25 protein-coding genes and 2 rRNA genes are annotated in these 26,713 nt (G+C 40.1%); 19 read left to right on the top strand and 8 right to left on the bottom strand.

Annotation, left to right across the window (positions count from 1 at the left end; all coding sequences use genetic code 11):
* Window positions 1–90: 90 nt before the first annotated feature.
* From CC99x_RS11020 to CC99x_RS10995, 6 genes are all read left to right on the top strand, one after another.
* A 23S ribosomal RNA gene (locus CC99x_RS11020) occupies window positions 91–2,996 on the top strand.
* Between the two features lie 161 nt (window positions 2,997–3,157).
* A 5S ribosomal RNA gene (gene rrf, locus CC99x_RS11015) occupies window positions 3,158–3,273 on the top strand.
* A 94-nt stretch (window positions 3,274–3,367) separates the two neighbouring features.
* The gene (locus CC99x_RS11010; RefSeq protein WP_057624193.1) at window positions 3,368–5,278 is read left to right on the top strand and encodes a heme lyase CcmF/NrfE family subunit; all 1,911 of its coding nucleotides are present in this window, start codon (window positions 3,368–3,370) and stop codon (window positions 5,276–5,278) included.
* Window positions 5,275–5,877: a DsbE family thiol:disulfide interchange protein gene (locus tag CC99x_RS11005; protein ID WP_057624192.1), complete on the top strand. Its 603-nt coding sequence runs from the start codon at window positions 5,275–5,277 to the stop codon at window positions 5,875–5,877. Before CC99x_RS11010 ends, CC99x_RS11005 begins: the two co-directional genes overlap by 4 nt.
* A gap of 3 nt (window positions 5,878–5,880) precedes the next feature.
* A complete protein-coding gene (locus CC99x_RS11000) occupies window positions 5,881–6,294 on the top strand; it encodes a cytochrome c-type biogenesis protein (RefSeq protein WP_057624191.1) in 414 nt (137 codons plus the stop codon).
* On the top strand, window positions 6,291–7,367 hold the full coding sequence (locus tag CC99x_RS10995; protein WP_057624190.1) for a tetratricopeptide repeat protein: 1,077 nt from the start codon (window positions 6,291–6,293) through the stop codon (window positions 7,365–7,367). Before CC99x_RS11000 ends, CC99x_RS10995 begins: the two co-directional genes overlap by 4 nt.
* Before the next feature lie 195 nt (window positions 7,368–7,562).
* Here the strand turns inward: CC99x_RS10995 and CC99x_RS10990 are convergent, their stop codons facing one another.
* The 4 genes from CC99x_RS10990 to CC99x_RS10975 form a co-directional block, all read right to left on the bottom strand.
* Window positions 7,563–8,174 carry a DotI/IcmL family type IV secretion protein gene (locus tag CC99x_RS10990; RefSeq protein WP_057624189.1) on the bottom strand — a complete coding sequence of 204 codons (612 nt, stop codon included), beginning with the start codon at window positions 8,172–8,174 and terminating at the stop codon, window positions 7,563–7,565.
* 2 nt (window positions 8,175–8,176) lie between these two features.
* Window positions 8,177–8,806, bottom strand: a complete 630-nt coding sequence (locus tag CC99x_RS10985) for a DotI/IcmL family type IV secretion protein (protein WP_057624188.1) — start codon at window positions 8,804–8,806, stop codon at window positions 8,177–8,179.
* 153 nt (window positions 8,807–8,959) lie between these two features.
* A complete protein-coding gene (locus CC99x_RS10980; RefSeq protein WP_057624187.1) occupies window positions 8,960–10,243 on the bottom strand; it encodes a CNNM domain-containing protein in 1,284 nt (427 codons plus the stop codon).
* 13 nt (window positions 10,244–10,256) lie between these two features.
* On the bottom strand, window positions 10,257–11,030 hold the full coding sequence (locus CC99x_RS10975) for a cytochrome c biogenesis protein CcsA (protein ID WP_083477317.1): 774 nt from the start codon (window positions 11,028–11,030) through the stop codon (window positions 10,257–10,259).
* 88 nt (window positions 11,031–11,118) lie between these two features.
* Between CC99x_RS10975 and ffh the strand changes: the two genes are divergently transcribed.
* A complete protein-coding gene (gene ffh, locus CC99x_RS10970; RefSeq protein WP_057624185.1) occupies window positions 11,119–12,489 on the top strand; it encodes a signal recognition particle protein in 1,371 nt (456 codons plus the stop codon).
* 71 nt (window positions 12,490–12,560) lie between these two features.
* Here ffh and CC99x_RS10965 read toward each other — a convergent pair whose 3' ends face one another.
* Both CC99x_RS10965 and CC99x_RS10960 read right to left on the bottom strand, forming a co-directional pair.
* The gene (locus tag CC99x_RS10965) at window positions 12,561–13,058 is read right to left on the bottom strand and encodes a hypothetical protein (protein ID WP_057624184.1); all 498 of its coding nucleotides are present in this window, start codon (window positions 13,056–13,058) and stop codon (window positions 12,561–12,563) included.
* 140 nt (window positions 13,059–13,198) lie between these two features.
* Window positions 13,199–14,140 carry a DMT family transporter gene (locus tag CC99x_RS10960; protein WP_057624183.1) on the bottom strand — a complete coding sequence of 314 codons (942 nt, stop codon included), beginning with the start codon at window positions 14,138–14,140 and terminating at the stop codon, window positions 13,199–13,201.
* A gap of 253 nt (window positions 14,141–14,393) precedes the next feature.
* Here CC99x_RS10960 and rpsP point away from each other — a divergent pair, with 253 nt between their 5' ends.
* The 6 genes from rpsP to CC99x_RS10930 are packed head-to-tail and all read left to right on the top strand — an operon-like array spanning window position 14,394 to window position 17,683.
* Window positions 14,394–14,660: a 30S ribosomal protein S16 gene (rpsP, locus tag CC99x_RS10955; protein ID WP_057624182.1), complete on the top strand. Its 267-nt coding sequence runs from the start codon at window positions 14,394–14,396 to the stop codon at window positions 14,658–14,660.
* The gene (rimM, locus tag CC99x_RS10950) at window positions 14,650–15,216 is read left to right on the top strand and encodes a ribosome maturation factor RimM (RefSeq protein ID WP_057624181.1); all 567 of its coding nucleotides are present in this window, start codon (window positions 14,650–14,652) and stop codon (window positions 15,214–15,216) included. The genes rpsP and rimM overlap by 11 nt, the downstream gene beginning before the upstream one ends.
* 8 nt (window positions 15,217–15,224) lie before the next feature.
* Window positions 15,225–15,974, top strand: coding sequence for a tRNA (guanosine(37)-N1)-methyltransferase TrmD (gene trmD / locus CC99x_RS10945; protein WP_057624266.1), 750 nt, complete (start codon window positions 15,225–15,227; stop codon window positions 15,972–15,974).
* A gap of 16 nt (window positions 15,975–15,990) precedes the next feature.
* The gene (gene rplS / locus CC99x_RS10940; RefSeq protein WP_057624180.1) at window positions 15,991–16,374 is read left to right on the top strand and encodes a 50S ribosomal protein L19; all 384 of its coding nucleotides are present in this window, start codon (window positions 15,991–15,993) and stop codon (window positions 16,372–16,374) included.
* A gap of 24 nt (window positions 16,375–16,398) precedes the next feature.
* Window positions 16,399–16,875, top strand: a complete 477-nt coding sequence (locus CC99x_RS10935; protein ID WP_057624179.1) for a methylated-DNA--[protein]-cysteine S-methyltransferase — start codon at window positions 16,399–16,401, stop codon at window positions 16,873–16,875.
* A 46-nt stretch (window positions 16,876–16,921) separates the two neighbouring features.
* Window positions 16,922–17,683, top strand: a complete 762-nt coding sequence (locus tag CC99x_RS10930; protein WP_057624178.1) for a DsbC family protein — start codon at window positions 16,922–16,924, stop codon at window positions 17,681–17,683.
* A 73-nt stretch (window positions 17,684–17,756) separates the two neighbouring features.
* Here the strand turns inward: CC99x_RS10930 and CC99x_RS10925 are convergent, their stop codons facing one another.
* Both CC99x_RS10925 and CC99x_RS10920 read right to left on the bottom strand, forming a co-directional pair.
* A complete protein-coding gene (locus CC99x_RS10925; protein ID WP_083477316.1) occupies window positions 17,757–18,626 on the bottom strand; it encodes a helix-turn-helix transcriptional regulator in 870 nt (289 codons plus the stop codon).
* A gap of 75 nt (window positions 18,627–18,701) precedes the next feature.
* Window positions 18,702–20,333 carry an electron transfer flavoprotein-ubiquinone oxidoreductase gene (locus CC99x_RS10920; protein ID WP_057624176.1) on the bottom strand — a complete coding sequence of 544 codons (1,632 nt, stop codon included), beginning with the start codon at window positions 20,331–20,333 and terminating at the stop codon, window positions 18,702–18,704.
* A 129-nt stretch (window positions 20,334–20,462) separates the two neighbouring features.
* On the opposite strand from CC99x_RS10920, the gene CC99x_RS10915 reads away from it, so the two are divergent.
* The 6 genes from CC99x_RS10915 to CC99x_RS10890 all read left to right on the top strand — a co-directional run bounded on the left by CC99x_RS10915 (window position 20,463) and on the right by CC99x_RS10890 (window position 26,661).
* Window positions 20,463–21,215: an electron transfer flavoprotein subunit beta/FixA family protein gene (locus CC99x_RS10915; RefSeq protein WP_057624265.1), complete on the top strand. Its 753-nt coding sequence runs from the start codon at window positions 20,463–20,465 to the stop codon at window positions 21,213–21,215.
* A gap of 1 nt (window position 21,216) precedes the next feature.
* Window positions 21,217–22,167, top strand: a complete 951-nt coding sequence (locus tag CC99x_RS10910) for an electron transfer flavoprotein subunit alpha/FixB family protein (protein ID WP_057624175.1) — start codon at window positions 21,217–21,219, stop codon at window positions 22,165–22,167.
* A gap of 271 nt (window positions 22,168–22,438) precedes the next feature.
* On the top strand, window positions 22,439–23,794 hold the full coding sequence (locus CC99x_RS10905; protein WP_057624174.1) for a hypothetical protein: 1,356 nt from the start codon (window positions 22,439–22,441) through the stop codon (window positions 23,792–23,794).
* 160 nt (window positions 23,795–23,954) lie between these two features.
* Window positions 23,955–25,316, top strand: coding sequence for a CoA transferase (locus CC99x_RS10900; RefSeq protein ID WP_057624173.1), 1,362 nt, complete (start codon window positions 23,955–23,957; stop codon window positions 25,314–25,316).
* Window positions 25,317–25,423: 107 nt separating this feature from the next.
* Window positions 25,424–25,696 carry a hypothetical protein gene (locus CC99x_RS10895; protein ID WP_259596684.1) on the top strand — a complete coding sequence of 91 codons (273 nt, stop codon included), beginning with the start codon at window positions 25,424–25,426 and terminating at the stop codon, window positions 25,694–25,696.
* Between the two features lie 50 nt (window positions 25,697–25,746).
* The gene (locus CC99x_RS10890; RefSeq protein ID WP_057624171.1) at window positions 25,747–26,661 is read left to right on the top strand and encodes a CPBP family intramembrane glutamic endopeptidase; all 915 of its coding nucleotides are present in this window, start codon (window positions 25,747–25,749) and stop codon (window positions 26,659–26,661) included.
* Window positions 26,662–26,713 lie beyond the last annotated feature (52 nt).

Below are 26,713 nucleotides of genomic sequence, written 5' to 3'. Positions count from 1 at the left end.
ACTGACATTTCACAATTTTAATTGTGAGTGAAATTGCATAAATGCTTATGTTTATCAACAAATATAATTCCAGACTGTTTGGGGTTATATGATCAAGCGAATAAGCGCATACGGTGGATGCCTTGGCAGTAAGAGGCGATGAAGGACGTAGTAGCCTGCGATAAGCTTCGGGGAGCTGGCAAACAAGCTTTGATCCGGAGATGTCCGAATGGGGAAACCCAACTAGGCTTGCCTAGTTATTACTTTCTGAATTCATAGGAAAGTAAAGCAAACGCGGGGAACTGAAACATCTAAGTACCCGTAGGAAAAGAAATCAACCGAGATTCCGTTAGTAGCGGCGAGCGAAAGCGGAACAGCCCAGTCACATCAAGCTCAGATAAATTAGTTGAACATTTTGGAAAATTTGGCGATACAGGGTGATAGCCCCGTAAACAAAAATCTATTTGAGTGGGTGACGAAGAGTAGGCCGGGACACGTGGTATCCTGGTTGAAGATAGGGGGACCATCCTCTAAGGCTAAATACTCCTTACTGACCGATAGTGAACAAGTACCGTGAGGGAAAGGCGAAAAGAACCCCGGAGAGGGGAGTGAAATAGAACCTGAAACCGTATGCGTACAAGCAGTAGGAGCACGATTTAGTCGTGTGACTGCGTACCTTTTGTATAATGGGTCAGCGACTTATTTTCAGTAGCAAGCTTAACTTTTTTTAGGTAGGCGTAGGGAAACCGAGTCTGAATAGGGCGATTTAGTTGCTGGGAATAGACCCGAAACCGGGCGATCTATCCATGACCAGGATGAAGGTGAGGTAACACTTACTGGAGGTCCGAACCCACTAATGTTGAAAAATTACGGGGATGAGTTGTGGATCGGAGTGAAAGGCTAATCAAGCTCGGAAATAGCTGGTTCTCCTCGAAAGCTATTTAGGTAGCGCCTCGTGCAATTGACTCTTGGGGGTAGAGCACTGTTTCGGCTAGGGGGTTCGTAGAGCTTACCAACCCGATGCAAACTCCGAATACCAAGAAGTTTTATCACGGGAGACACACGGCGGGTGCTAACGTCCGTCGTGAAGAGGGAAACAACCCAGACCGTCAGCTAAGGTCCCAAAATTGTGGTTAAGTGGGAAACGATGTGAGAAGGCATAGACAGCCAGGAGGTTGGCTTAGAAGCAGCCATCCTTTAAAGAAAGCGTAATAGCTCACTGGTCGAGTCGGCTTGCGCGGAAGATTTAACGGGGCTCAAACCACATACCGAAGCTACGGGTGTGCACTTTTGTGCACGCGGTAGAGGAGCGTTCTGTAAGCCTGTGAAGGTGTGTTGTAAAGCATGCTGGAGGTATCAGAAGTGCGAATGCTGACATAAGTAACGATAAAGCGGGTGAAAAACCTGCTCGCCGAAAGTCCAAGGTTTCCTGCTCGACGTTAATCGGAGCAGGGTGAGTCGGCCCCTAAGGCGAGGTCGAAAGGCGTAGTTAATGGGAAACAGGTTAATATTCCTGTACTTGGTAGTGTTGCGATGGAGGGACGGAGAAGGTTATATCAGCCGATGATTGGTTGTATCGGTTTAAGTCCGTAGGGAGTTGGCTTAGGTAAATCCGGGCTGACAATCCTGAGAGATGATGACGAGATTCCTTAGGGAATTGAAGTGATTGATACCATGCTTCCAAGAAAAGCTTCTAAGCATAAACACTATTAAACCGTACCGTAAACCGACACAGGTAGACAAGTTGAGAAGACATAGGCGCTTGAGAGAACTCGGGTGAAGGAACTAGGCAAAATGACACCGTAACTTCGGGAGAAGGTGTGCCATCTCAGGTGAAGTCCCTCGCGGACTGAGCTAGAGGTGGTCGAAGATACTAGGTGGCTGCGACTGTTTATCAAAAACACAGCACTCTGCAAACTTGAAAGAGGAAGTATAGGGTGTGACGCCTGCCCGGTGCCGGAAGGTTAATTGAGAGTGTTAGCTTCGGCGAAGCACTTGATCGAAGCCCCGGTAAACGGCGGCCGTAACTATAACGGTCCTAAGGTAGCGAAATTCCTTGTCGGGTAAGTTCCGACCTGCACGAATGGCGTAACGATGGCCACGCTGTCTCCACCCGAGACTCAGTGAAATTGAAATCGCTGTGAAGATGCAGTGTACCCGCGGCAAGACGGAAAGACCCCGTGCACCTTTACTACAGCTTTGCACTGGACTTTGAGTATTTATGTGTAGGATAGGTGGGAGGCTTTGAAGCGTTATCGCTAGATAGCGTGGAGCCAACCTTGAAATACCACCCTTAAGTGCTTGAGGTTCTAACACAGTCCTCTGAATCGAGGACGTGGACAGTGTATGGTGGGTAGTTTGACTGGGGCGGTCTCCTCCTAAAGAGTAACGGAGGAGCGCGAAGGTACCCTAGGCATGGTCGGAAATCATGCTGATAGTGTAAAAGCATAAGGGTGCTTGACTGCGAGACTGACAAGTCGAGCAGGTACGAAAGTAGGTTTTAGTGATCCGGTGGTTCTGAATGGAAGGGCCATCGCTCAACGGATAAAAGGTACGCCGGGGATAACAGGCTGATACCCCCCAAGAGTTCACATCGACGGGGGTGTTTGGCACCTCGATGTCGGCTCATCACATCCTGGGGCTGTAGTCGGTCCCAAGGGTATGGCTGTTCGCCATTTAAAGTGGTACGCGAGCTGGGTTCAGAACGTCGTGAGACAGTTCGGTCCCTATCTGCCGTGGGCGTTTGAGAATTGAGAGGATCTGCTCTTAGTACGAGAGGACCGGAGTGGACGTACCTCTGGTGTTCCGGTTGTCACGCCAGTGGCATTGCCGGGTAGCTATGTACGGAAGGGATAACCGCTGAAAGCATCTAAGCGGGAAGCCCACCTCAAGATGAGTTCTCACGAGATGTAAATCTCCTAAAGGTTTGTCATAGACCATGACGTTGATAGGCAGGGTGTGTAAGCGCTGTAAGGCGTTGAGCTAACCTGTACTAATTGACCGTGCGGCTTGATCATATAACGCCCAAATAGTTTGATAATTTATAAAGCAATTGCGTGATTTCTCGAATTTAATATTTCTCATTAGGTATCAAATGTTGTATAATACGCACCAAGTGCCTAGTAAGTACAAAAGAACATGAGAAGTAAAAGAAATTCCTAATAAGGAAGCAGGTTTGCCTGGTGGCAATAGCGAGTGGGAACCACCCGATTCCATTTCGAACTCGGAAGTGAAACGACTCAGCGCCGATGATAGTGTGGGGTTTCCCCATGTGAAAGTAGGACACCGCCAGGCTTTATATTCGAAAACCCTAAAGAGAAATCTTTAGGGTTTTTTTTTGCTTATTTTTTAAATTTTTATTGTTTTAAAAAATGGATACTGAGCATTTATGATTCCAGAACTTGGACATTTCTCTCTCATTTTAGCATTTTGCTGTGCTTGCAGTTTGGCCTTGCTACCTATTGGTTTAAAGGCAATTCCAATTGATCGCTTCAATGCTATTGCAATAAAGCTTACTTGGCTGCAATTTTGCTTAGTTGTTTTTAGTTTAGCGAGCTTATTTTGGGCTTTTTATAGCAATGATTTTAGTGTGCAGTATGTACAAGCAAATGCACATCATAATTTGCCTTTTTATTATAGATTAACAGCTTTGTGGGGAGCACATGAAGGCTCCATGTTGTTATGGGTTGGGATTTTTTGTGTTTGGAGTTACTGGGTAAGTAAAAAACGTGCAGATTTACCTATTCCGGTTCATTCTGTTTTACTTTGTATTTTAGGTATGCTGTCTGTTGGCTTTATTTTATTTTTACTCCTCACCTCCAACCCCTTTATACGCATTTTGCCGGTGCCACCTGTAGAAGGCAGCGATTTAAATCCTTTACTGCAAGATCCTGGTTTAATTGTACATCCGCCCTTACTTTATATGGGATATGTGGGCTTGTGTGTCCCTTTTGCCTCACAATTGTGTGTCTTATTCTTTCCACAATATGGTCAAATATTAGCACGTTGGACACGTACCTGGGCTTTGAGTGCTTGGGCTTTTTTGACAGTAGGCATTGTGTTGGGAAGTTATTGGGCCTATTACGAATTAGGTTGGGGGGGCTATTGGTTCTGGGATCCAGTTGAAAATGCCTCTTTTATGCCTTGGCTTGTAACGGCTGCTTTAGTGCATTCTTTGATCATTACTGATAAGCGTGGCATTTTCCAAGCATGGACTGTTTTATTAGCAATCTATGCTTTTGCGCTTAGTTTGATCGGTACATTTTTAGTTAGAAGTGGTGTTTTAACCTCTGTTCATGCTTTTGCGGTAAGTCCAGAAAGAGGGCTTTATATTTTAATCTTTTTAAGTGTCGTGATTGCTACCGCATTAGCCATATTTTGTGCAAGAGTGCACATCATTAAGAATCAAGGCTATTTTAAAGCTGTTTCAAAAGAACTTATTTTGCTCCTAAACAATTTATTTCTGGTTGCAATTGCTAGCACTATCCTTTTAGGTACACTGTATCCATTATTTATCGATGCATTGTTTGCACAAAAAATATCTGTGGGTGCGCCTTATTTTAATGCCGTTTTTATCCCCATGATCTTGCCTTTAATTTTAATCATGGGATTGGCACCTAATATTCATTTCTATCAAGATAAGCTATGGCCACACATTAAAGCGCATGCATTCTTACTTATTCTGTTGTGTATTTTGTGTGCTTGCTTGTGGTTTTTCACTCAGTCTTTACTTTTTTGTATTGGCATGGGGATTGGGGGATGGCTTATCTTCGCAACCTTAAAAGTAGGCATTGATAAATATCAAAAGTCGATGCTGTCGCGCTCAAATACGATTGGCATGTTAACAGCGCATTTGGGCGTAGGTATTTTTATTTTAGGTGTTAGCCTCAGCAGCCATTTGAGCACTGAAAGAGATGTTGATATTTCTGTAGAGGAAATGGTTGAGATTGCACCGTATCGTTTCCGTTTTGTTGAACTCAAAAAAGTAACAGGTTCTAATTATGAGGGAGTGCGTGCAAAATTTTGGGTTGAAAAGGGAGGACATAAGATTAAAACTTTGCATCCTGAAAAGAGATATTACATACCCAGAAATATGCCAATGACAGAAACAGCGATTGCACATAGTCCATTTAGGGATTTATATATTGCCTTGTCTGAACCCACCACGAATGGAGCATGGGCGGTTCGTATTTATGTAAAACCCTATATTATTTGGATTTGGATAGGTGGTCTCTTGATTGCTGTGGGTGCAGCTTTATCTTTATTAGCACTGAATAAGTCAACGGATCGTAAAGGATGAAAGAAATAGAAGCTATGATGTCTGAACCGAAAAAAAAGCGTTTTTTACAAGGAAATTTGTGGCTTGTCTGGTTGTTGTTTATCATTTTGGTTATTTTTTTAGCTAAGGGTTTGCGCCTAAATCCTAATCTATTGCCATCGCAGATGATTGATAAGCCTTTTCCTGTCTTCAATCTGAAAAGTGTGCATGATAAAAAAATGATTCAAAATAGCGATATACTAGGTAAGCCTTGTCTCGTGCATGTTTGGGCAACTTGGTGTGGTGTCTGTCTTGATGAACATCAAGAATTGATCAACATCCAAAATAAATGGCATCCAACTATCTACAGTGTGAGCTACAAAGATCAGCCAGAGCGTGTTTTAAAATGGTTGTCTGACAATGGCGATCCTTATAAATTGCATATCAATGACAATATGGGAAGATTGGCTTTAGATCTAGGGGTATATGGAACACCGGAAACCTATGTGCTTGATGGTAATGGTGTGATCAAGTTTCGTTACGTTGGTGGCTTAAATACGAATCGCTTTGAAAAAGAAATTTTGCCAATCATCCAGCAATTAGAGACACAAATGGCTGTGAAAAATCAGCAGGTAGGCTAAAGAATGTTTTTGCGAATACGAAATGTAGTGCTTGTGAGCATCATCAGTTGCCTTTTACTAAGTCAGGCTGTAGCAGTACAAGATACTTATGTTTTTGAAAATGCTTCACAACAGCTGATCTTTGAGAGATTGAGCAGGAAGCTACGGTGTGTGACTTGTCCAAACCAAAGTCTGGCTGATTCTCATGCGCCTGTTGCAGAGTCTATGCGTGAGCAGATCCATGAAATGATTCTAAATAATGTTCCAGAAGCAGAGATTGAACAACATTTTCTCGATAGATATGGTGATTACGTTCTCTATAAACCTGAATTTAAAGCAAATACTTGGGTGCTTTGGTTAGGACCTCTTGTATTTTTGTTTGCTGGGCTTGTAATCCTCATCACCCATATGAACCGTCGACGGATAGAAAATTTATGAGTCGAATATACGAATACTATTTAATGTGGGCAATGATGCTCTTGCTGGCAAGCTATGTAGCCATTGTGATCTTTAATTGTATTACATCTAATAAACACAATGGGCTATTGCGACGTGTATTGGCTACGATCTTGGGGAGTGGTTTGGTCTTTTTTGCCTTTGGATTGTATTTAAATTTAGGATATTACAAAGATTTAAAAGATAGATATAGTTTTGAAGAAATCGATCGTACGTTAATGACTTTACATCAAGAGTCTCAATTGACGAAAGAGCAGGTTATTTCAAGTTTAAAAAATACAGAGAAGAGGCTTTCTGCTTCAGAGCGTACTTGGGCAAGATTAGCCGATACCTATCAGGCACTTAATTTATATGAAGCAGCAGCGCATGCTTATCATGAAGCCTTGCAATTTCATCCTCACTTTGAAGCCTATGAGATACAACTTGCCTACTGCCAAGTCATGATCAATGATGGAAAAGTCGATGAAAAAACACTGTCTATGCTCAAACATGTTTTAGAAAAAGCACCAGAACATAAAGGGGCTTTGAATTTGTTAGCATTACATGCTTATCAGGACTCAAATTATTCATCTGCTATTGCTTATTGGCAACGTATCTTGGCAAATCCACAAAATCTGGATGAGGCAGAAGCTGCTGCGATTCATCAAGCCATTGCAAAAGCACAAAGGCTTATTATGGGTGGGGAAACTGTCCATACCGCTCCTGCTTTTAAATTAGAGATTGAATTGAAATTATCGCAAGCCTTAAAAGACAAACTTACGGTTGGTGATACTTTATTTATTATTGCTAAAGATCCTACAGGCAGCCCCATGCCTGTTGCAGTGAGAAAATATACGGTACAAAATTTTCCGATGCAGATAAGCTTGAGTGATGAACATGCTATGCTGAAAGACAGAATGCTGAGTAGCTTAAAGCATGTAAAAATATTTGCGCGGATATCTAAGACCGGACAACCCATTGCACAAAAGGGCGATCTAGAAGGGTATACGGATACTTTAGAGATGGCATCAATCCCTTCAAATGTGTTGGTGGAAATTGATCACATGATAGAGTGATGTTTGTTAAAATGAACGAAGTGAATGATTATCTTCCCTTGGTATCAAGGGAAGAGGCTCACTAGAGTGAGCAGATGGATTTTTTTAAATCTTTGTTTTAAAAATCCCTCTGCCGCAGACGGCGACTCCCTTTGACAGCAAAGGGAGTCTAGGGCGCTTTGCGCCACTGAGAAATAACTTATCAACTTTTATACCTTAAGATTTAATCTTAAAGTCTATCGCAGTGATTAAGATCCCGGAGGGGTGCACTAATTCAGAAGCGCGTTGAATAATAATAGTCGCAGTCATATTAACATCTTTTTTCTCGTTAATATTTTCTAAAGAAATTGTTAATGGCGCTTCAATTAACCAGGAATATTTTTTGTCTTTTGCACCTTCTTTAATAATTTTAGGCGCATGATTGGGCTTGGTATGCATTAACATTTTTTGGCTGGAAATTTGATCGAGCCACTTAGAGTTTTTAAGAAAAGTCGTGTATTGCTCAAAAGCTTCTTCACTAAAGAATTGGCGGTTATTATTGATTTGTTGGCGATAAGCAACGAAGTTGAGATTAAACATATCATAGAGACGCGTCATGGTTTCTTGGATCGCGCCATTGGATGTCAAATGCGGCAGATCAAGCGGTAATTTACGGATGCGTTTGGGTAAATTATCTTCCAAAATTTTTATTTGATTCTCAAGAGAATCAATTCGCTGCACCATTTTAGAGAGATCAGGGTTATCTTTTGAAATACCTGATAGCGCGAGTGCGGGAACAGAAAGTGATGAAAGCGTTAGCCAAAAAATAATTTTCTTAGATATATGCATTGTTAAATACCTGCGTTGTAATCTTTGAGACTAATGTTATCAATGATCATTTGATCAGGGGAATACTCAATAGAGGCTCGAACAATTTCCAATTGAACATTTTTTGTTAATATTGAGGAGCCATTTTTATTGTTGATTTCTATAAAGATCGGCATTTCAAGGTTCCAGACGTATACGTCACGTGCACGGTTTGAATAAGAAATGCGTTGATCCACATAGGTTTTTGTAACGATGGGTTGTGCCATTAATACTGCATGATTTGCAATAGCATGCATTTTTGAATCAACGATAATATTATTATCGTTTAGAAATTTTTGTAACTTAGTAAATGCATTCTCAGAAAAATATTTAGACGCATTGGATAAAGCATAGCGAAAATTTTGTGGATTAAAGTTGAGGGCTTCAGAAATAGCTGTGCTTGCGAAGGTGCATACCTCAGAAAAAGAAGCATGTGCTTCAGATAAAGGGGTTACTTGTAACATCACCACATTTTTTTCCAGATGATTCACAATGTATTGTAGATTTGAAGTATAGGATTCTAGATTATCCAGTCGATTTTCGAGTGTTTTTAAATCAGGAGGCACAGGATTTAAGCTAAAATCTGTCTCTTTATTTTTGGCAAAAACATGCATGCTGAAGCCAAATAAGATTGAATATAAAAATGACTTAAGTAGAAGCGTCTGTTTTCTCATATTATTTGATTTGATGACTTTAATAGAATATGACAGCATAGCTAGTAATATCACCCGAGTGCATGAGTCAGTCAATCAATAATATTTAATAGCTTATCTCACCTTATTGCCCGCAGGATGTGTAAAGTTTGAAACAATTTTAACGGTCTTAATTTTATTGTCTTGTACTTGAATGATTTCCATTGGAATTTGATTAATTTTACAACAGGTGCCGCTTTCTGGAATCGTTTCAAGATATTCGATGATGAGACCGCTTAAGGTTTTTGCACCGTTCATGGGCAAATCTAATCCAAGCATAGGATTTAAATCGCGCAAGGCTGTACTGCCATCGATTAACAGGCTGCCATCTTGTTGTGGATGAATAAAGGCTTGTGTTTCAGACACCATATCTGTTGTGAACTCTCCAACAATTTCTTCAAAAATGTCTTCTAGCGTAATCAGGCCCTGTAAATCACCATATTCATCAACAACTAAAGCAAAGCGTTTTTTGTTATTTTTAAAATTTAAGAGTTGAGTTGCAAGGCTCGTGCCTTCTGGCACAAAATAGACATCCATTAAAACATCACGTAATTGTTCTTTGGTGCCTGCATGTTGAGCGAAGATGTGTATCGCATCTTTTACATGAAGTACGCCAATCATATCATTTAAATCATCTTCATATACAGGCAAAAAGGTGTGCTGTGTGCTGGCTAATTGAGATTTAATGGCCTCCCATTCATTATTGATATCAATACCAATAATTTCATTTCTCGGGATCATGATGTCTTCAATGCTTACTTGTTCTAAATCCAAGATCCCAAGTAGCATGGCACGATGTTGAGAGGAGATGCGGCCAGCGGCTTCATGGACGACGGTGCGCAGTTCTTCTGGTGAAATGCTTAAATGTTTTTGTTTGCGTATTTTTACGCCGATGAGTCGCAAAAGACCATTTGAAAAAGCATTGATGATCCAAACGAGTGGATAAAGTACTCGTAAGATAGCAGACAGCGTCAAAGAAGCGCGAAACGCTATCTTTTCAGGATAAATAGCAGCTAATGTTTTGGGAGAAACTTCTGCAAAAATTAGAATAATAATCGTTAAAAGAAAGCTGGCGATGAGCACACCATAGTCACCCCAGAGCCGAATGGCCATGACTGATGCAATCGCGGCAGCAGTAATATTGGCAAAATTGTTGCCCAATAAGATGGCGCCTAAGAGTCTGTCGGGTCGCTCTAATAATTTTTGGACACGTCTTGCTGCACGAGATGTCTTTGTTAAGTGTCTGAGTCGATAGCGATTAATCGTCATCATGCCGGTTTCACACGCAGAAAAGAAAGCTGAGAGCAAAAGTAGAATAATGAGTAAGATGCTTAAAATAGGAAGCGGAATATCATTCACTGTTCACCTACGCTTATAAGTGGGTACCAAAATAGGACATAAAAATAAGGGCAAATCCAATGGTTGTGCCTAGCACGGATTTTTGTAAATGCCAACCTAGTTTATAACGTCCTATCAATAGCGTGCAGATAATGAGCCAAGTAATCAGCGATAAAAATATTTGAGGTGTGTGTTTCAGTTCTGGGTGATTTGCTTGAAACCAAATGCCACTTATTAAGGCGAGCGAGAGACAAGAAAGCCCTAACCATAAGAACACATAGAGTAGACCTTCCATCGTTTGTAGTGGCGGCAATAATTTTAAGAGCGCTGCAGGTGCGCGATGTCTGAGATAATAATTCTGTAAGCCGAGTAAAATAGACTGCAAGAAGGCGAGACACAGGGTACTTGTTGCAAACAAGGATAGAAAAATATGGCTGACCATACCTTCAAAATTAGCCGTTTGTACAACTGTTTTCCCTGGGTAAAGATAGGTGAGCACTAAAATAAAGGTTGTTAGAGGGTAAGCAAATAAAGCTAAATTCTCAACCTTAGCTAGATGTACACTGAGAAAAATCGTTATATTTAGGAGCCAAAAGATAAGTGAGAGTAAGATCAAGCTATAGAGATTTTGCCCATTGGGCGTTTCTATCAGTAAGTATAATAAGTAGCCGTGGCAGAGGATACTGATAAAGCTTGAGAGCCTAAATAGTAGTGAAGTACGGGCTTGGGGGCTATGAAATAGCTGTCTGGCTTGACACCCAGCAGATAATATGTACGATAAGCAACTAATTATAGTGAGATATAGCATAATTTAAATAAAATTCTTTTTGCCGTTTTAGGTATAATAAGCCAAAACACAAGTTTAACACTTTTTATTTCAGGATTGGTTGATCCCTATGTTTGAAAATTTAACTGAGCGCCTTAGTAAAACTTTTAGAAATGTTGTCGGTCGTGGCAAGCTATCAGATGAAAACATGAAGGAAACCCTTCGTGAAGTCAAAAAAGCTTTGCTTGAGGCGGATGTTGCTTTAGAAGTCGTCAAAGAATTTGTAAATGACTTGAAAGAGGTTGCCAGAGGGCTGGAAGTTAAGAAGAGCTTAACACCAGCACAGACTTTGGTGAAGCTCGTCAATGATAAGTTAGTTGAGATTATGGGTGAGAAGTGCGAGAGCCTCGATTTGAGGGCTGCGCCACCTGTTGTTGTTTTAATGGCTGGCTTACAAGGTTCTGGTAAAACCACAAGCACAGCAAAGTTGGCAAAGTGGCTTTCTGAAAGACAAAATAAAAAAGCACTATTAGCCAGTTGCGATATCTACAGGCCTGCGGCAATTGCGCAGCTTGAAAGATTGGCTCAAGAAGTGGGCGCTGATTTTTATCAAGCACCTGAAAACACCCCGCCTGTTTCTATTGCACAGCAAGCGATTGATGCGGCTAAGAAGCAAAATTGTGATGTGGTCATTATTGATACGGCAGGTCGTTTACATATTGATGATGCCATGATGGCAGAAATTAAAGCCATTCATCAGGCCATCAAACCCACAGAGACGCTCTTTGTTGTGGATGGCATGACCGGTCAAGATGCAGCGAAAACAGCTAAATCTTTTAATGATGCCTTGCCTTTAACAGGGGTTGTGATCACCAAGATGGATGGTGATGCACGTGGGGGTGCTGTTTTATCTATTAAGAAGATCACTGATAAGCCTATCAAATTTATTGGTATGGGTGAAAAAATTGATGCGCTTGAACCTTTCCATCCCGATCGGATGGCTTCTCGTATTTTGGGGATGGGGGATATCTTATCGCTGGTAGAAGAGCTAGAGCGTAAAATTGATAAAGGTGAAGCTGAGCGTTTAAGTAAAAAAATTCAGAAGGGTAAAGGCTTTGATTTTGAAGATTTTCGCTCTCAAATTATGCAGATGAAAAAAATGGGTGGATTGGCCAGTTTGATGGACAAGCTGCCAGGCATGGGCGCTTTACCAACCGAAGTGAAGTCTAAGGCGAATGACAAAGTGATGGATCAAATGTTGGCTATCATTAACTCTATGACCAAACAAGAACGTAAAAAGCCAATCATTATTAAAGGCTCTCGTAAGAAGAGAATTGCATTGGGTTCTGGTACTAGCATCCAAGATGTGAATCGTGCCCTAAAACAATTTGAACAAATGCAAAAGATGATGAAAAAACTCTCTCAAAAAGGGGGGATGGCTAAAATGATGCGTGGAATGAAAGATTTTGATAAATTGATGCCGCCTAGTGGCATGAATTAATAAGCCAAATAAAAAGCAGTTCCGTAATACGAGCTGCTTTTTTATTTGAGTTGTATGCTTATGAGCATATTTTAGTGAGGCTTATCTTTTTTACTATGGTTTGGATTGGATTGTGGCGCAGTACCCAGCTGCAATACTAATTGACCAGAAAGCATTTCATCTACTTTTCCACTCGTTTTCTCCACAAGACTTTTTGCTTGCTGAGCTGTCTCTCGCACATGATCGAGTGTTTGGGTAAGATTGGGCACCATTTCTTGGTTTACACTGCCTAGCGTCTGTTCCGATTTATCAAGCACTTTGTTGGCTTTATCAATCGTTTGCTTGAGTTCATTTATGATGTCTTCATTGAAATATGTTACGGTTTGATTTGCATTGTCAGAAACTCTTTGTAAAGCAACACAGAGATCGGCTAATTTGAGCAAGACGAAAATACCTACGCCTGATGAGAGTGCAATGCTTAGATTGGCTAATGATGACCAACCCGCTGAATATAAACAAGCTGAAAAAATAACCGTAAATCCTGCAGTAATACCGTTGTGCAAGTGGTTTCTGTGCATTGCATTCGCCATAATATCCCATCCTTGATGAAGTAAGAATACTTAAGAAAATCTTATGTGAATTGCTTCAGTTATAAAACTGATCGTTTGTGTAGAGCATGTTGCAAGGGGGCGCACTCGCCCTGTTGCTAGAGCAAGTACGTGATAAGTCATTATTGAGCAGGCGTATTTGTCATAGAGGTGGTAGTTCCTTGAAAACTGAGCTTGCGCTTGATAAAGGCTAAGGTGGTTGCTTTTACCATGACCAGGAAATTACCAATTAAGATGAGGGTAAATCCTGCAAAATCTTCCCAAACCCATTCAAAAGACTCATAAAAAGTAGAGATGGTGAGAGCAACCAATGGGAAAAACAAGGTTGCATAAACAGCTCTTTCAGGGCCTATTCGCTTAATCAGTGTTAAATAGGTTAAAAAGCCAATCACTGAGCCAGGAATGGCTAAGTGCAACAAAGACAAGACATAGGGCAAAGAGGGATCAAAGGTGAATTCAAGACCACGAACTAAGCAAAGAATCGTGAGGAATGTTGCGCCATAGAGCATACCAAAGAAGGTGCTGCTCAATAACGGAATGCTCAGTTTTGTGCAGTAAGTTGATAGTTGATTAGCTAAAGAAAAGCAGTAGGTGCCAACCAGTCCGTAGAGGATACCAATGCAGGTTGCATCATTGAAACTAAAGTTTTCGAGTTCTGGCCAAAAAATGAGGCAGAGTCCCATAATTCCTAGCGTACCACCCGCGAGCATACGTGTAGTGGTTTTTTTCTTAAAGAATAAAGCGTTGTTGAGCATAATCATGATAACGCTGGTGGAGAAAATAATAGCGAGTAAGCCTGAGGTGATATATGCTGCTGCTCTATAGAAAAAAGCAAAATTTGTACAAAACAACAAAATACCTAAGGTTGCCATAGAGAGATGTTGTTTAAGCGAGAAGCGAAATCGCGCATTTTTCAATAATAGTATGAAAAATAAGATAAAAGCAGCGGTAGCAAAGCGGTAAATGATTGAGACATCGTAGGGTACGACGCCCACTTGGTTTTTCATTGCAATCCAGGTTGTGCCCCAAAGCAAAATAATCGTCAAATAGAGAAACAAGTTCATGGTATAAGTCTGCTTTCTGCGTTTTGCAGAGATAGTTTGAGTTCATGGGCGCCCATTCTATTTAATTTAGAAACTTAAATCAATGGGTCGTTATTTTATTCATTTGGGGTGATTTATTGTATTTTTATGGTTCTGTTTGCGTAGGGCTGGTTCTCAAACTGTTATCTTTAGCGTAAAATGAGTGCCCTTTACTTTGCAAAAGACTGCGCTTTTGTAATTTGTTAGCTAACATATAAAATCAAGAGGAAAGGTTATGGTTGTCATTCGCTTAGCCCGTAAGGGAGCTAAAAAACGTCCATTTTACAGTATCGTTGTTTCTGACAAACGTTCTGCACGCGATGGTCGATATATCGAGAGGGTTGGCTATTTCAATCCAGTTGCGCAAGGCAAAGAAACCAAATTATTAATGGTAAATGAGCGCGTCCAGTATTGGATAGAGCGTGGTGCTCAGCCTTCTTTACGTGTAGCGGCGTTATGGAAAGAGTGGGAAAAGAAAAGTGGTGTAGCGGTTGAAGCTTAATTCACCTGAAATGCCTGCGATGATGCACAGTTCTCAAAGAGCGACAGAAGACAAGTCATATGTGATTATAGGACGTCTTGGACGCTCTTATGGCCTGGAAGGGTGGCAACATGTTCAATCATTTACCCACCCGATTGAGAATATTTTTGAATATAAGCGTTGGTTTATTTTACAACGTAATGAGTGGCAACCGATGACGGTTGAGCACAGTAAAATGCACGGCAAGTCTTGGATTGTGCACTTAAGTGGCATTCTGCAAAAAGAGCAAGCAGCTTTATTGAGTAATAAGCCCATTGCTGTTTTGCGTAGTGAATTGCCAGCGCCATCTGAGGGTGAATTTTACTGGTCAGATTTAGAAGGTCTAGCAGTTGTTACAAAAGAAGGTGTTGCTTTAGGAACTATTGATTATCTTTATGAAAATACAGGTTTAGATATCATGGTTATCAAAGATAAAGCAAAAGAACGTCATGTGCCATTTATATGGCAAGAAACGGTTGTTGGTGTTGATTTACAATCGAGGCTAGTCACCTTGGATTGGGATTTTGATATAAACTAATGGCCAAAATGTGGTGTGGTATTATTTCTATTTTTCCAGAGATGTTTTCTGGTTTTTTAGAGCATGGCATTGTGCACCAAGCGCAAAAAAAAGAATTATTGCACTGTGAGTTTTGGAATCCCAGATCATTTGCAGGTAATAAGCACAGCACGGTAGATGATAGGCCTTATGGTGGTGGGCCAGGCATGGTAATGCAAGCGCGACCATTACGCTTAGCGATTCACGCAGCGAAGCAGCAAGCACCTGTTGGAACGAAGGTTGTCTATCTTGCGCCAGATGGTAAGCAACTGAATACAGAATTAGTAAGAGATTTAGCGACTTGGCCAGGAATTATTTTTGTTTCAGGTCGCTATGAAGGCATTGATCAACGCATTATAGAGCGTGATATCGATGAAGTGATATCCATTGGTGATTATGTCTTAACCGGGGGAGAGTTGCCGGTGATGGTGGTATTGGATGCTGTCACGCGCTTTATACCTGGTGCTTTGGGAGATGAGGCTTCTAATAAAGAAGATGCATTTACTGAAGAAAATGACGGATTTTTAGATTGTCCTCACTATACTCGGCCTCCCGAGTTAGATGGACAAACAGTGCCTGCCGTGTTGCTAAGTGGTGATCACGCAGCAATTCATCGATGGCGCAGGAAGCAAAAGATTGGTAGAACCTGGAAATTGAGGCCTGATTTATTGCAGGACAATAAAATGAGCCAGGATGATTTACAATTACTAAAAGAATTTCAAATAGAGTCGGGACTTTAAGTTTTGGGAGAGTAAGATGAGCTTAATTATACAAGCACTAGAAAAAGAACAATTACGCACAATACCTTCTTTTTCACAAGGTGATACTGTAACGGTTTATGTTAAGGTTGTGGAAGGTACTAGAGAAAGATTGCAGGCTTTTGAAGGCGTTGTAATTGCTATCAAAAACAGAGGTATTAATTCCTCTTTCACCGTTCGAAAAATATCTCATGGCGAAGGCGTTGAGCGCGTATTCCAAACCCACAGCCCCATCATTGAGCGCATTGAATTAAATCGTCGTGGTAAAGTACGTCAGTCTAAACTGTACTATTTACGTGCATTAAGTGGCCGTGCTGCGCGTATTAAAGAAGATCTTGCTAAGACACAAAAAGATAAGCTCAAAGAAGCTCAACAACAATAATTGTTTTGAGATCGACGAATTATCATGCAACGCTTAAGCCTTCAGACGCCCATTGGATATTTGGCGCTGGAGGCTTTTGAGGATCGGCTTTGCCAAATATCTTTTATTGGCGCAGATGAAGCTGCCAATTCGAATAAGCCTCCACATTTGCTTCCCAACTGTTTAACAGAAGCCTCAAGTCTTCTGCTCAATTATTTTGAGCATAAAAAGCCTATTATGTATCGAGGGGCGATTCCGCCAGGAACACCCTTTCAGCGTAAAGTTTGGCAAGCACTTATCACCCTTCCATTTGCAACAACCATTAGCTATGGTGACTTAGCACTTCGCTTGCAAACGTCTGCGCGCGCAGTTGGTAATGCTTGTCGAGAAAATCCCTTGCCAGTGATCATTCCTTGTCACCGTGTTGTATCAAAGCAAGGTTTAGGAGGATATGCGGGTTTTACTGCAGGTGAAAAAATGAATATCAAAAAATGGTTGCTCAAACACGAGCAGACAATATAAATTTTTCTCTTATATTAAATACGGACACTACAATAAAAGGAAATATATGAAAAAATTGAATTTCCCATGCAAGCAGCTCATCTTAAGTTTTGTATTTTTATGCACTTTCTTTGGTTCTGTTTTAAGCTTTGCAACAGAGGATGAAGCAACTAGACAAAATCTTGTTAAAATATTACAAAGCCATTTTCCAGATATAAAGCTTGAAGAGATTGTTGCAACCCCTATCAAAGAGATCTATCAAGTAACGCATGGTCCTAAGGTTCTCTATATTTCTACCGAAGGGCGTTTTTTATTTTTGGGTGATATTATTGATACTCAAGATAAATTAAAAAATATCACCGAGCTTGCGCGACGTCAGGCAAGGATCAAGGCTTTGCAACAATTAAAACCAGAGCAATCAATCAATTTTATTCCTAAAACAGTCAAACACACGGTAACAGTATTTACTGATTTAGACTGTGGTTATTGTCAAAAATTTCACTCCAACATAAAAGCCTTAAATGATAAAGGTATTGCTGTTAAATACTTGGCTTTTCCTAGGGGAGAGCCAGGCTCTGAGAATTATCAAAAAGCGATCAGCGTTTGGTGTGCTAAGAATCCGAACGAAGCATTGACAGCTGCTAAGCTACAAAAAGAAGTGCAAAAAACAACTTGTGATAAAAATCCGGTGGATGGTGAGCATGAATTGGGTATATTAATGGGTATTACAGGAACCCCCACACTGATACTTGAAAATGGTGTGATGATTCCTGGCTACTTACCACCAGAAAAATTAGAAGAAGTATTAGCACGTCTCAATGAAATATAAGTAGATTTGCTTTTTTTCACAAAGAAATGACATGGCTTATATCATGTGTTCATATCAGTCATGTCAACAACGCCTAATAGAAAAAAGAAAGTAGTTCAGATTTCTTTTTTCCCGCCATTTTATCTTTGATATGACTGAAATAGATTGACACTGTTCGAGGTGAAATGCCCATCAATGTTGCAACCTCCTTAGCACAATATCCTCGAGAGAGAAAATAGAGTAATTCTACTTCTCTGCTTGTTAAGTAGGCATTTGGAAATTTCTTATTAATAAGTTGTTTCTTTGCTTCTAAATATAAAGATACGCCTTCTTCTATGTGGGGGAGGTTATTGGGTGAGAGAAAATCTGAATTCTGAGATAGATTAGGCTGCATTTCAATAGGAACGGGCAGTTTATGTTGTTTTGCTTTTTGGACAAAGGTTTCTGCAACATCTAGATAATAGTCTTTAAAGTTTTGCAAATCAGAGATTTTATTCAATAAATTATTTATAACGAATGTTTCTCCACCTGTAGAAGAAAATGCAAATATATCAAGATAGTGTTCTTTTTGTTCCATGAGGAAAAATGGAAAATGTATATCAAACATATGGATATAGTCATGTATTGCCTGATTATATCTATCATTGTTGTTATTTTGTAATGCTAGGTAACAGAATGCTTGTTGTATAAGGTTGGGAGAAATATTAGGTAGAATTGGGTATCCTTTGCTTAAGTGGTGTTGCACGAGAGATGGATGTGTGGTGCTAATTTGTATAGATTGATCACTAAAAAAATAACGACGGTGCGTAAAGTGCGCTATTTGCAGCTTATCTTTAAAAGGTGCAAAGATCTCACGCATATCTTGATAATTATTTAAGAAATAATGATTTTCAGCTAAAGCAATACCCATTTTTAATACCTGCATATAAACATATTTTTTATGTTTGACTACTAAATTGTACATTAACGATAAATAAACTTCAATTATTATTGCGGTAAAATGAATACTTAAGTGAAAAAATATTTATTTATCAATAGATTACATATTTGAATAATTTGGCCCACCACCGCCTTCAGGTGTAACCCAGCAAATATTTTGAGAAGGATCTTTAATATCACAGGTTTTACAATGAATGCAGTTTTGCGCATTGATTTGTAAAGCGACATCATTGCCTCCCGTGCTTTTTACAAACTCATAGACACCGGCAGGGCAATAACGGGCTTCTAAGCCTGCATATTGTTTATAATTCACATTGACCGCAATGGTCTTGTCTTGCAGGTGCAAATGACAGGGTTGATCTTCATCATGGTATACATTGGCTCTAGAAACAGAGGTCATTTTGTCAAAGCTCAGTTTTCCATCTGGTTTGGGATAATCGATTATTTTGGATTGGGAAGCTAATAGTGTTGCTTTATTATCTTTGCCATGCGCAAAAGTCCAAGGCGCTTTCCCTCTTAGTAAGTAATAATCCATTGCGCTATAGGCGAGTCCAGGCCATAGGCCCCATTTAAAGCTAGGACGAAGATTTCTGACAGGATATAAATCTTCTTTTATCCAGCTGTTATGAATCTTCTCTTGATAGGTGGTAATGATCTTCGGTGCGTTGCTATTGAGTGCTTCAAAGATGCTCTCGGCAGCAAGCATGCCTGATTTCATCGCAGTATGAGAGCCTTTTATTTTAGCGACATTTAAAAAACCTGCAGCACAACCGATGAGTAAACCACCCGGAAAATGGAGGGTAGGTATTGATTGCCAGCCACCTTCATTGAGTGCTCTTGCGCCATATTTTATACAGCGTCCTTCTTGCAGCATGCTTGCAATCAAAGGGTGATGCTTAAAGCGTTGAAACTCTTGGTAAGGGCTTAAGTATGGGTTTTTGTAATCTAAACCGACGACAAGACCAATACTGACGAGGTTATCGGCTAAGTGATAGACAAAGCTGCCACCATAGGTATGTGGATCTAAGGGCCAACCCACTGTATGAATGATACGACCTGGCTGGTGTTGGCTTGTAGGTATTTCCCAGAGTTCTTTGATGCCAATACCATAAGTTTGTGGTTGTGAATGTTGTTGTAATTGATATTTATGAATAAGCTGTTGGCTCAGATGACCACGGCAGCCTTCTGCAAATAGCGTATATTTAGCATAAATATTCACGCCAGGCTGAAAGCTTGATTTAGGTTGGTTGTTTTTATCTATGCCCATATCGCCTGTTTGTATGCCGATGACTTCATTATTTTCGCCATACAAGCATTGACTGGCGCTAAAGCCTGCGAATATCTCTATACCTAGCTCTTCTGCTTGTGTACTGAGCCATTGGCAGAGCTGTCCCAAACTAATAATGTAATTTCCATGGTTGCGCATGGGGGGCGGTGTGGGGAGTGTGTAGTGCCCTGAAGCTGTTAAATAGTAAAAATTATCTTGGCTTACCGCTGTTTTTAAAGGTGCATTCAATGCTTGCCAGTTAGGTATCAATTCATTTAAGGCGCGAGGTTCAAGGACTGCGCCAGAAAGTATGTGTGCACCGACTTCAGCGCCTTTTTCGAGTACGCATATTCTGTGCTCTTTGTTATGTTCCCTACATAATTGAGCAAGGCGAATAGCCGATGATAAGCCTGAGGGACCTGCACCTACAATGATAACGTCGTATTCCATTGATTCTCGTTCCACTAATCCCCCTTAGCTATATATCTAAGTTTAACGGCAATACTCAAATGTATCTAATTAATTCTGATATGAATGAATCATGGTATCATGATAAATTCAAAAAATTCTAACACCAGTATGGAAGAGGTTGGGATGAAAGTATTGGTTCCTATGAAACGCGTTGTTGATCCTTACGTCACAATACATGTTAAAAAAGATGGTAGTGGCGTAGAAACACAGAACGTTAAAATGAGTATGAATCCTTTTGATGAAATTGCGATGGAAGAAGCAATTCGATGGAAAGAAAAAAATACTGTCCAGGAAATTGTTGCTGTTTCAATTGGTGAAACGCAAGCACAAGAAACACTACGTCATGCCTTAGCATTAGGCGCAGATGAAGCGCTTCATATTGCGACAGATAAATCTTTACAGCCATTGCAGATTGCCAAAATCTTACAGTGGGTAGCACAAACACATAAGCCTGATATCATTATCATGGGAAAACAAGCCATTGATGATGATTGCAATCAAACAGGCCAAATGTTGGCTGCATTATTGGGATGGCCACAAGCAACCTTTGCATCCCATATTGAGTTCATAGACGCTGAAACAGTGCGTGTGGTACGTGAAGTGGATGGCGGTTTAGAAACAATAAAAGTGTCACTTCCTTGTGTAATTACCACGGATTTGCGTTTGAATGAACCCCGTTACCCTGCTTTGCCGAATATTATGAAAGCAAAAAAGAAACCATTAAAAGTGATGGCCTTGGAAGAGACTGCCTTAGAACTCGAATCAAAAGTACAAGTCACAAAAGTTGAGCCTCCTGCGCCTCGTAAAGCGGGGAAAATGCTTAAAGATGTGTCTGAATTAATGCATGCGTTGCATAATATTGAGAAGGTGATTTGATATGGAAAAAGTATTGGTTATTGCCGAACATCATAAAGGAAAATTAACACCCGCCTTCTTAGCAACGGTAACGGCTGCGTGCCAAATTGCGCAGCAATGTGAGGTTTTAGTTATTGCCGATGCAGTGGAGCATTTGGCATCTGAATGTGCAAAATTACAAAATGTAACTAAAGTGCGAGTTTTTTCACATGCTTGTTTTTCACATATGTTAGCAGAAAATATTGCTCAAGTTGTTTTAAGCATTACAAAAGACTATACACATATTTTAGCAGCAAGCACTACCTTTGGAAAAAATTTTATGCCAAGAGTTGCTGCTACGCTTGATGTCTCGCAGCTATCCGATGTTGTTAAAATCATAGATGCGCATAATTTTCAAAGGCCTATTTATGCGGGAAATGCTTTTGAAAATATTTGCACGCATGAGGAAATTAAAGTGCTAACTGTGCGTGCAACTGCATTTTCTGCTATTACACAAAAAGAAACTGCTTGTGAAATCGAGGCCATTGCGCTGCAATTTTCCCCTTCTGAACAGGTCATTTTTGAAAAAGAAGAAGCACCTGAGCTTACCAGACCAGAGTTAACTTCAGCAAAGAGAATTGTTTCGGGCGGTAGAGGTTTAGGCAGTGCTGAAAATTTTAAATTGATTGAAAAAATTGCGGATACATTGCATGCTGCTGTTGGTGCTTCACGTGCTGCCGTGGACGCTGGTTTTGTTCCCAATGATTTTCAAGTGGGGCAAACGGGTAAAATTGTTGCGCCAGATTTATATATTGCGGTTGGTATTTCTGGTGCCATCCAGCATATTGCGGGCATGAAAGATAGCAAAATCATCGTTGCCATTAATAAAGATCCTGAAGCACCGATTTTTCAGATTGCAGATTATGGTTTAGTGGGTGATTTGTTTGAGATTCTGCCACAGCTAGAACAGGCGATCGGCGACCTAAAAGTTTAAGCCCTTTATTTAATTCTTATGAACCTTTTCTGCTTATAGATTGTCCTTATGAATAAGTGGTGGAGAAGGTTTTTTTCTAGAATAGATGTATTTACACTTTTCCTTTGACAGAGACTTTCCCCAACGTTTAGATTTCTTCTGTAAACATTAAGGCGCCACAAGAGGGGCGCTAATGCTATTGTTTTTTTAATGGTTTTTATTTTTTTGTATATAAGGTACATTTATAAGTAGATTGTTTTTTATTAGTGTTTATAAGTTGTAGGTAAACATAATGAAAGAAAATTCTCAGGAAAAACAAGAACCGATAGATTCTCAAAAAGCACATAAAAGTATAGGTGCAAGAATAGGTTCTGTTTATAAACGCGCAAAAGCATATTTAGAAGGGAAAAAAGGCAGTGTTTTATCCTCTATTGAGAAAAATTATCAAAAACTATCTCACACAGAGACCGCCCCACCAAAAGCGCTAAAAATTAGCAAAGAACAAGCTAAAAAATACCTTCAGACGCAAAACATTGAAGAAGAATTTATAAAAAATCTTGAGAAAATAGGGAAATCTCCGAAAGCTGGTTGGAAGAAATTGACTGGAAAGCAAAAATTTTCTTTAATAAACAATAAGCTATATTTTTTGGGACATGGTGCAGCCGTGACAGATCAAAGTGTTCAAAAGATGAATGCACTTATTCATCCATTGATAGCGCAATCTGCACTGGAGTTACAAGCGAGTATGCAGACTCGAGAAGCTTTTATAGCTAAGATTAAAGAGCTTCTCTCTACACCTGAATTTCGTGAAAGAATTAAAGAACAAACAAAACAAGAAATGAAGCTCTATGATAGCGCATACGATACAGTTATAAATTGTATGGCGTTAGCCGGTATAAAAGTCGATGAGAAACTAGATAGAAAGATAAGAGTAGAATTATTGGGGGGGCTCAGTTTTGTCGCTCATCAAAACAACATGGATGCTGCCATTGATGAACTTGCAAAACAACAGTCTGTGAATGTTCAATTTGATGAGTTAATAAGAAAAAAAGCGAGAGAATTAGAGCAAGCGAAGAGCGTAGAGCCTAAAAAATTAGAAGCTGTGAGCGAAACACAAGAAGCAACGCTTTATAGCGCTTCAGAAATAGAGGAATCAGAAAAACAGGAAGAACAAGAAGAAAAAGAAGAGCAAGTAGAACTAGAACAGGTAACGTATGATCCCGAAGCTGAGCCAGAAGCATTAGCAACCGAGCTTGAGTCGGAACAACAAGAGCAGAAAGAAGTATTGGCGCAGTCTGATGAACAGAAGTCACCAAGAGAGGAATCCCCAAAGATCGCCCAAAAGGACGATCTCAATACACAGTCTATGCCTGTTATGCATGCAGATTCCTTGTTGTCTAAATTGCAGAGTGCCTTAGAAGACAGTACAGGTACGTTAAGTGTAAGAGCAAGGATTGCTCAGCTTGAAGGGCACACGACAGAGAAAAAAGTAGAAAGCAAAAAATCTCAAGACAGTGAAACCATACCACAGCGCACTCAAGTTAAGTCGATGATAAATATGTTCAATAGCTATCAGAAATCACAACATACTGAGCGTGCCGTAGATCCAGAAACACCTGAAAAAAGTCGTAGTGTTAAGCTACGTTAATTATTTTCAAAAATTTCCCTTTGTGTTGATCCTTCGTTACAGATATTTTTGAGCTGGGTAGCAAAACGCCAATAGCGTCTAGTAAAATTCCCGGCTGTTTATCAAAGAGGAAGGCACTTCTCTGAGTGCCCTGTTGTTATTATTGTTATAAGGGTATTGAATGTTAGAAAAAATACAGCAACTTTTTGCTTTAGCGCCTCAAGGGCCTTTAAATGGTTATTTAGTGTTAGAGATTGGTGGCAATATCTCTGGCCCAATGGCGGGTGAAGAACTTGCAAGAAGAGGTGCACTTGTTGTCAAAATAGAAATGCCGGGTATTGGTGATCCTGCTCGTTCTTACCTATCACCCTCTATTTTTACTTCCTGCAATGCGAGTAAAGCCAGCATTGTGATAGATAAGCATAATGAACATGACAATCAGATGTATACAGAATTGCTTAGCTTAGCAGATGTGGTGATTGATAATCGTTCGCCTGATGCGAAGCATCGCGATGAGATATTACAGAGATTTTTACACAATGATAAATTAAATCCCATTATTTTCTGTTCTATTGTTGGTTACGATAGTGCAGATTACCATGACAGACCTGCACTAGATGTTGCTGTGCAAGCAGAAACAGGAATGGCAATGGTGAATGCGGCTTCTGCGCATGAACCTTTAAAAGTTGGGTTTGTCGTGGTTGATACGGTGACAGGCTTGCAGGCTGCATCAAGCATCAAAGATCATTTATTAGCCTTGCAACGTGGTATGAGATGTGATGCACATCAGAAAAATGTTATTTTTCTTGAACAAAGTATGGCAAAAACATCTGCTTTGCTCATGACAGGCCAATATCTTCAAGCATATGCACAGGGTAAAGATGCTTTTCGAGAAGGGAATCGTGATTTGTGGGTTGCGCCTTTCTCTTTTTATAAGACAAAAAATGGTATGATTTCATTAGCAATTATTGGTGATGCATTATTCGCTATTTTTTGTGATAAAGTTTTGCAGCAAAAAGAGCTTGCAGAGCAATACCCGACCAATCAAAGTCGTATAGAAAATATTGCTGCGTTTGAAAGTATCTTGTGCGCACGCTTAGCTGAAAAAACATCCGAAGAATGGATTGCGCTGTGCAGACAATATAATATCGTGTGTTCTCAAGTAAATACGATCACACAGATGCTGCAACAGCCCTTTGCTTCTCAAATGATTGCAAAAACACAGGATGGCACGGCGATTATCGCTGATTCTTGTACGTCAAGTTTGTATCAAAGTCAGCTAATACAAGGCGCACCTAACTTAGATGCAAATAAAGCTTCATTACAAGCACTACTTGCATATCGTCAACAGTATGACTTAAGCAAGAGAACTTTTTCTGATGTAAAACAGCAGTTTGATTTACAATTGAATATGCGAGAAAGAGCGCCGCAATACACGATGCGTTATCAAGCGCAGCAAAGACCACCCTTTGTAACACCTCATGTGAGTAATGCTCAAGAAAATGCGCGTAAAATGCTACTTGGCATGCGGGCAAAATTATAGAAAAAATGAATGAATTAAGTAGGAGAGGTCGTGAGAATACTCCTACTTGAGTTGCAAAACTGAGAAATAACTTAGCAACAAACTATAACTTATCAAGGAAGTATATCATGAGAGAGTTAAACAAATCAGAAGTAGGCAGCATTGCAGCAGGGATCAGTGATTTTGATATCTTTAGTGGATCAGTCATGGGGGGGACATTGTTAGGTGCTGGACTGGGTGGTTATATCGCTCTCAATTCTCCAAGCTTTAATCCTTGGCAGCTGTTTTTGTTTCCAATCTGGATAGCGGCAGGCGCAGGTTTGGGTGGTTTAATGGGATTAACTGTGGGAGCATTCACTGGGGTGTGTGGTATTTGTGCACATCACTTGACGACCCCTTAAAGGCTAAAGACAGAAATCAAAGAATTTTTAAGACAAGGGAATGAAGAATAATGATTGCTTATCACCTTAGCAGGCACCATTTTAATTATGCTGTATTGATGCAAGATCACCTCTCTACTTTTTTCTATAGTTTGATCGCACTTATGTTTATGTCATTTTATTACATTAAAGATGAGTTTGCGCGCATTGGTATATTTGTCATGGTAATAGGTACGGGTATTTATATTCGGCGCATTGATTGGATAGGCTTACCCTGTATTATGCTGCTTGCGACCTTTATCTATTATGGTCAAAATGCAGTGACACGCTCTATTCGCGGCATCGCCTTCTTGTTGGGGATTATAGCGGGTATTTATTGTTTGCTTTATCCTATTCCAGGCATCACTAACTGGCACATTGTGAAATCATTTAGCTTTAGCCATAATGCTGCGCCTTTTAGTATGAATTTAAGCATACAAGCCTTTTTAGTAGGGTTATTCTTTCTATGGTTTAGTTCAAGCTCTCTCATGAATGAAGGGGCATGGAAGCCAGTATTAAAATTATCTTTACTACCACTTTGTTTATGCGTACCTGTTGTTATGGGGGGGGCGCTTTATTTTCAGTATGTTGGTATTGATATTAAGCCGACTAATTTTTTCTTTCTATGGGCTTTTCATAATTTATTGTTTGTTTGTCTTGCAGAAGAGGCTATTTTTCGCGGCATGATCCAACATTTTCTGATGTTGCAGTTTCAAAATGTATCAGGTGGAAAGTGGTTGGCGTTGATTCTTGCTTCCGCTTTATTTGGGCTGTTTCACTTTCAGGGGGGCTGGCTTCATATATTATTAGCTGGGATCTTTGGTTTATTTATTGGATATGCCTATATCCGCACTAAGAAAATAGAAGCGAGTATTTTTGTTCATTTCACCGTGAACAGCATTCACTTTTTGGCTTTTAGCTATCCAGCTTTGCGTATGGCGACATGAAAATAGCACGGTGATCGCGCTATAATAGCTTTTTGTCTTAAATAATTTATTT

The organism is Candidatus Berkiella cookevillensis (assembly GCF_001431315.2).
Classification (GTDB): Bacteria; Pseudomonadota; Gammaproteobacteria; order Berkiellales; family Berkiellaceae; genus Berkiella_A; species Berkiella_A cookevillensis.
The sequence above is the reverse complement of the archived record's forward strand: the minus strand, read 5'-3'. Positions and strand labels throughout refer to the sequence as shown.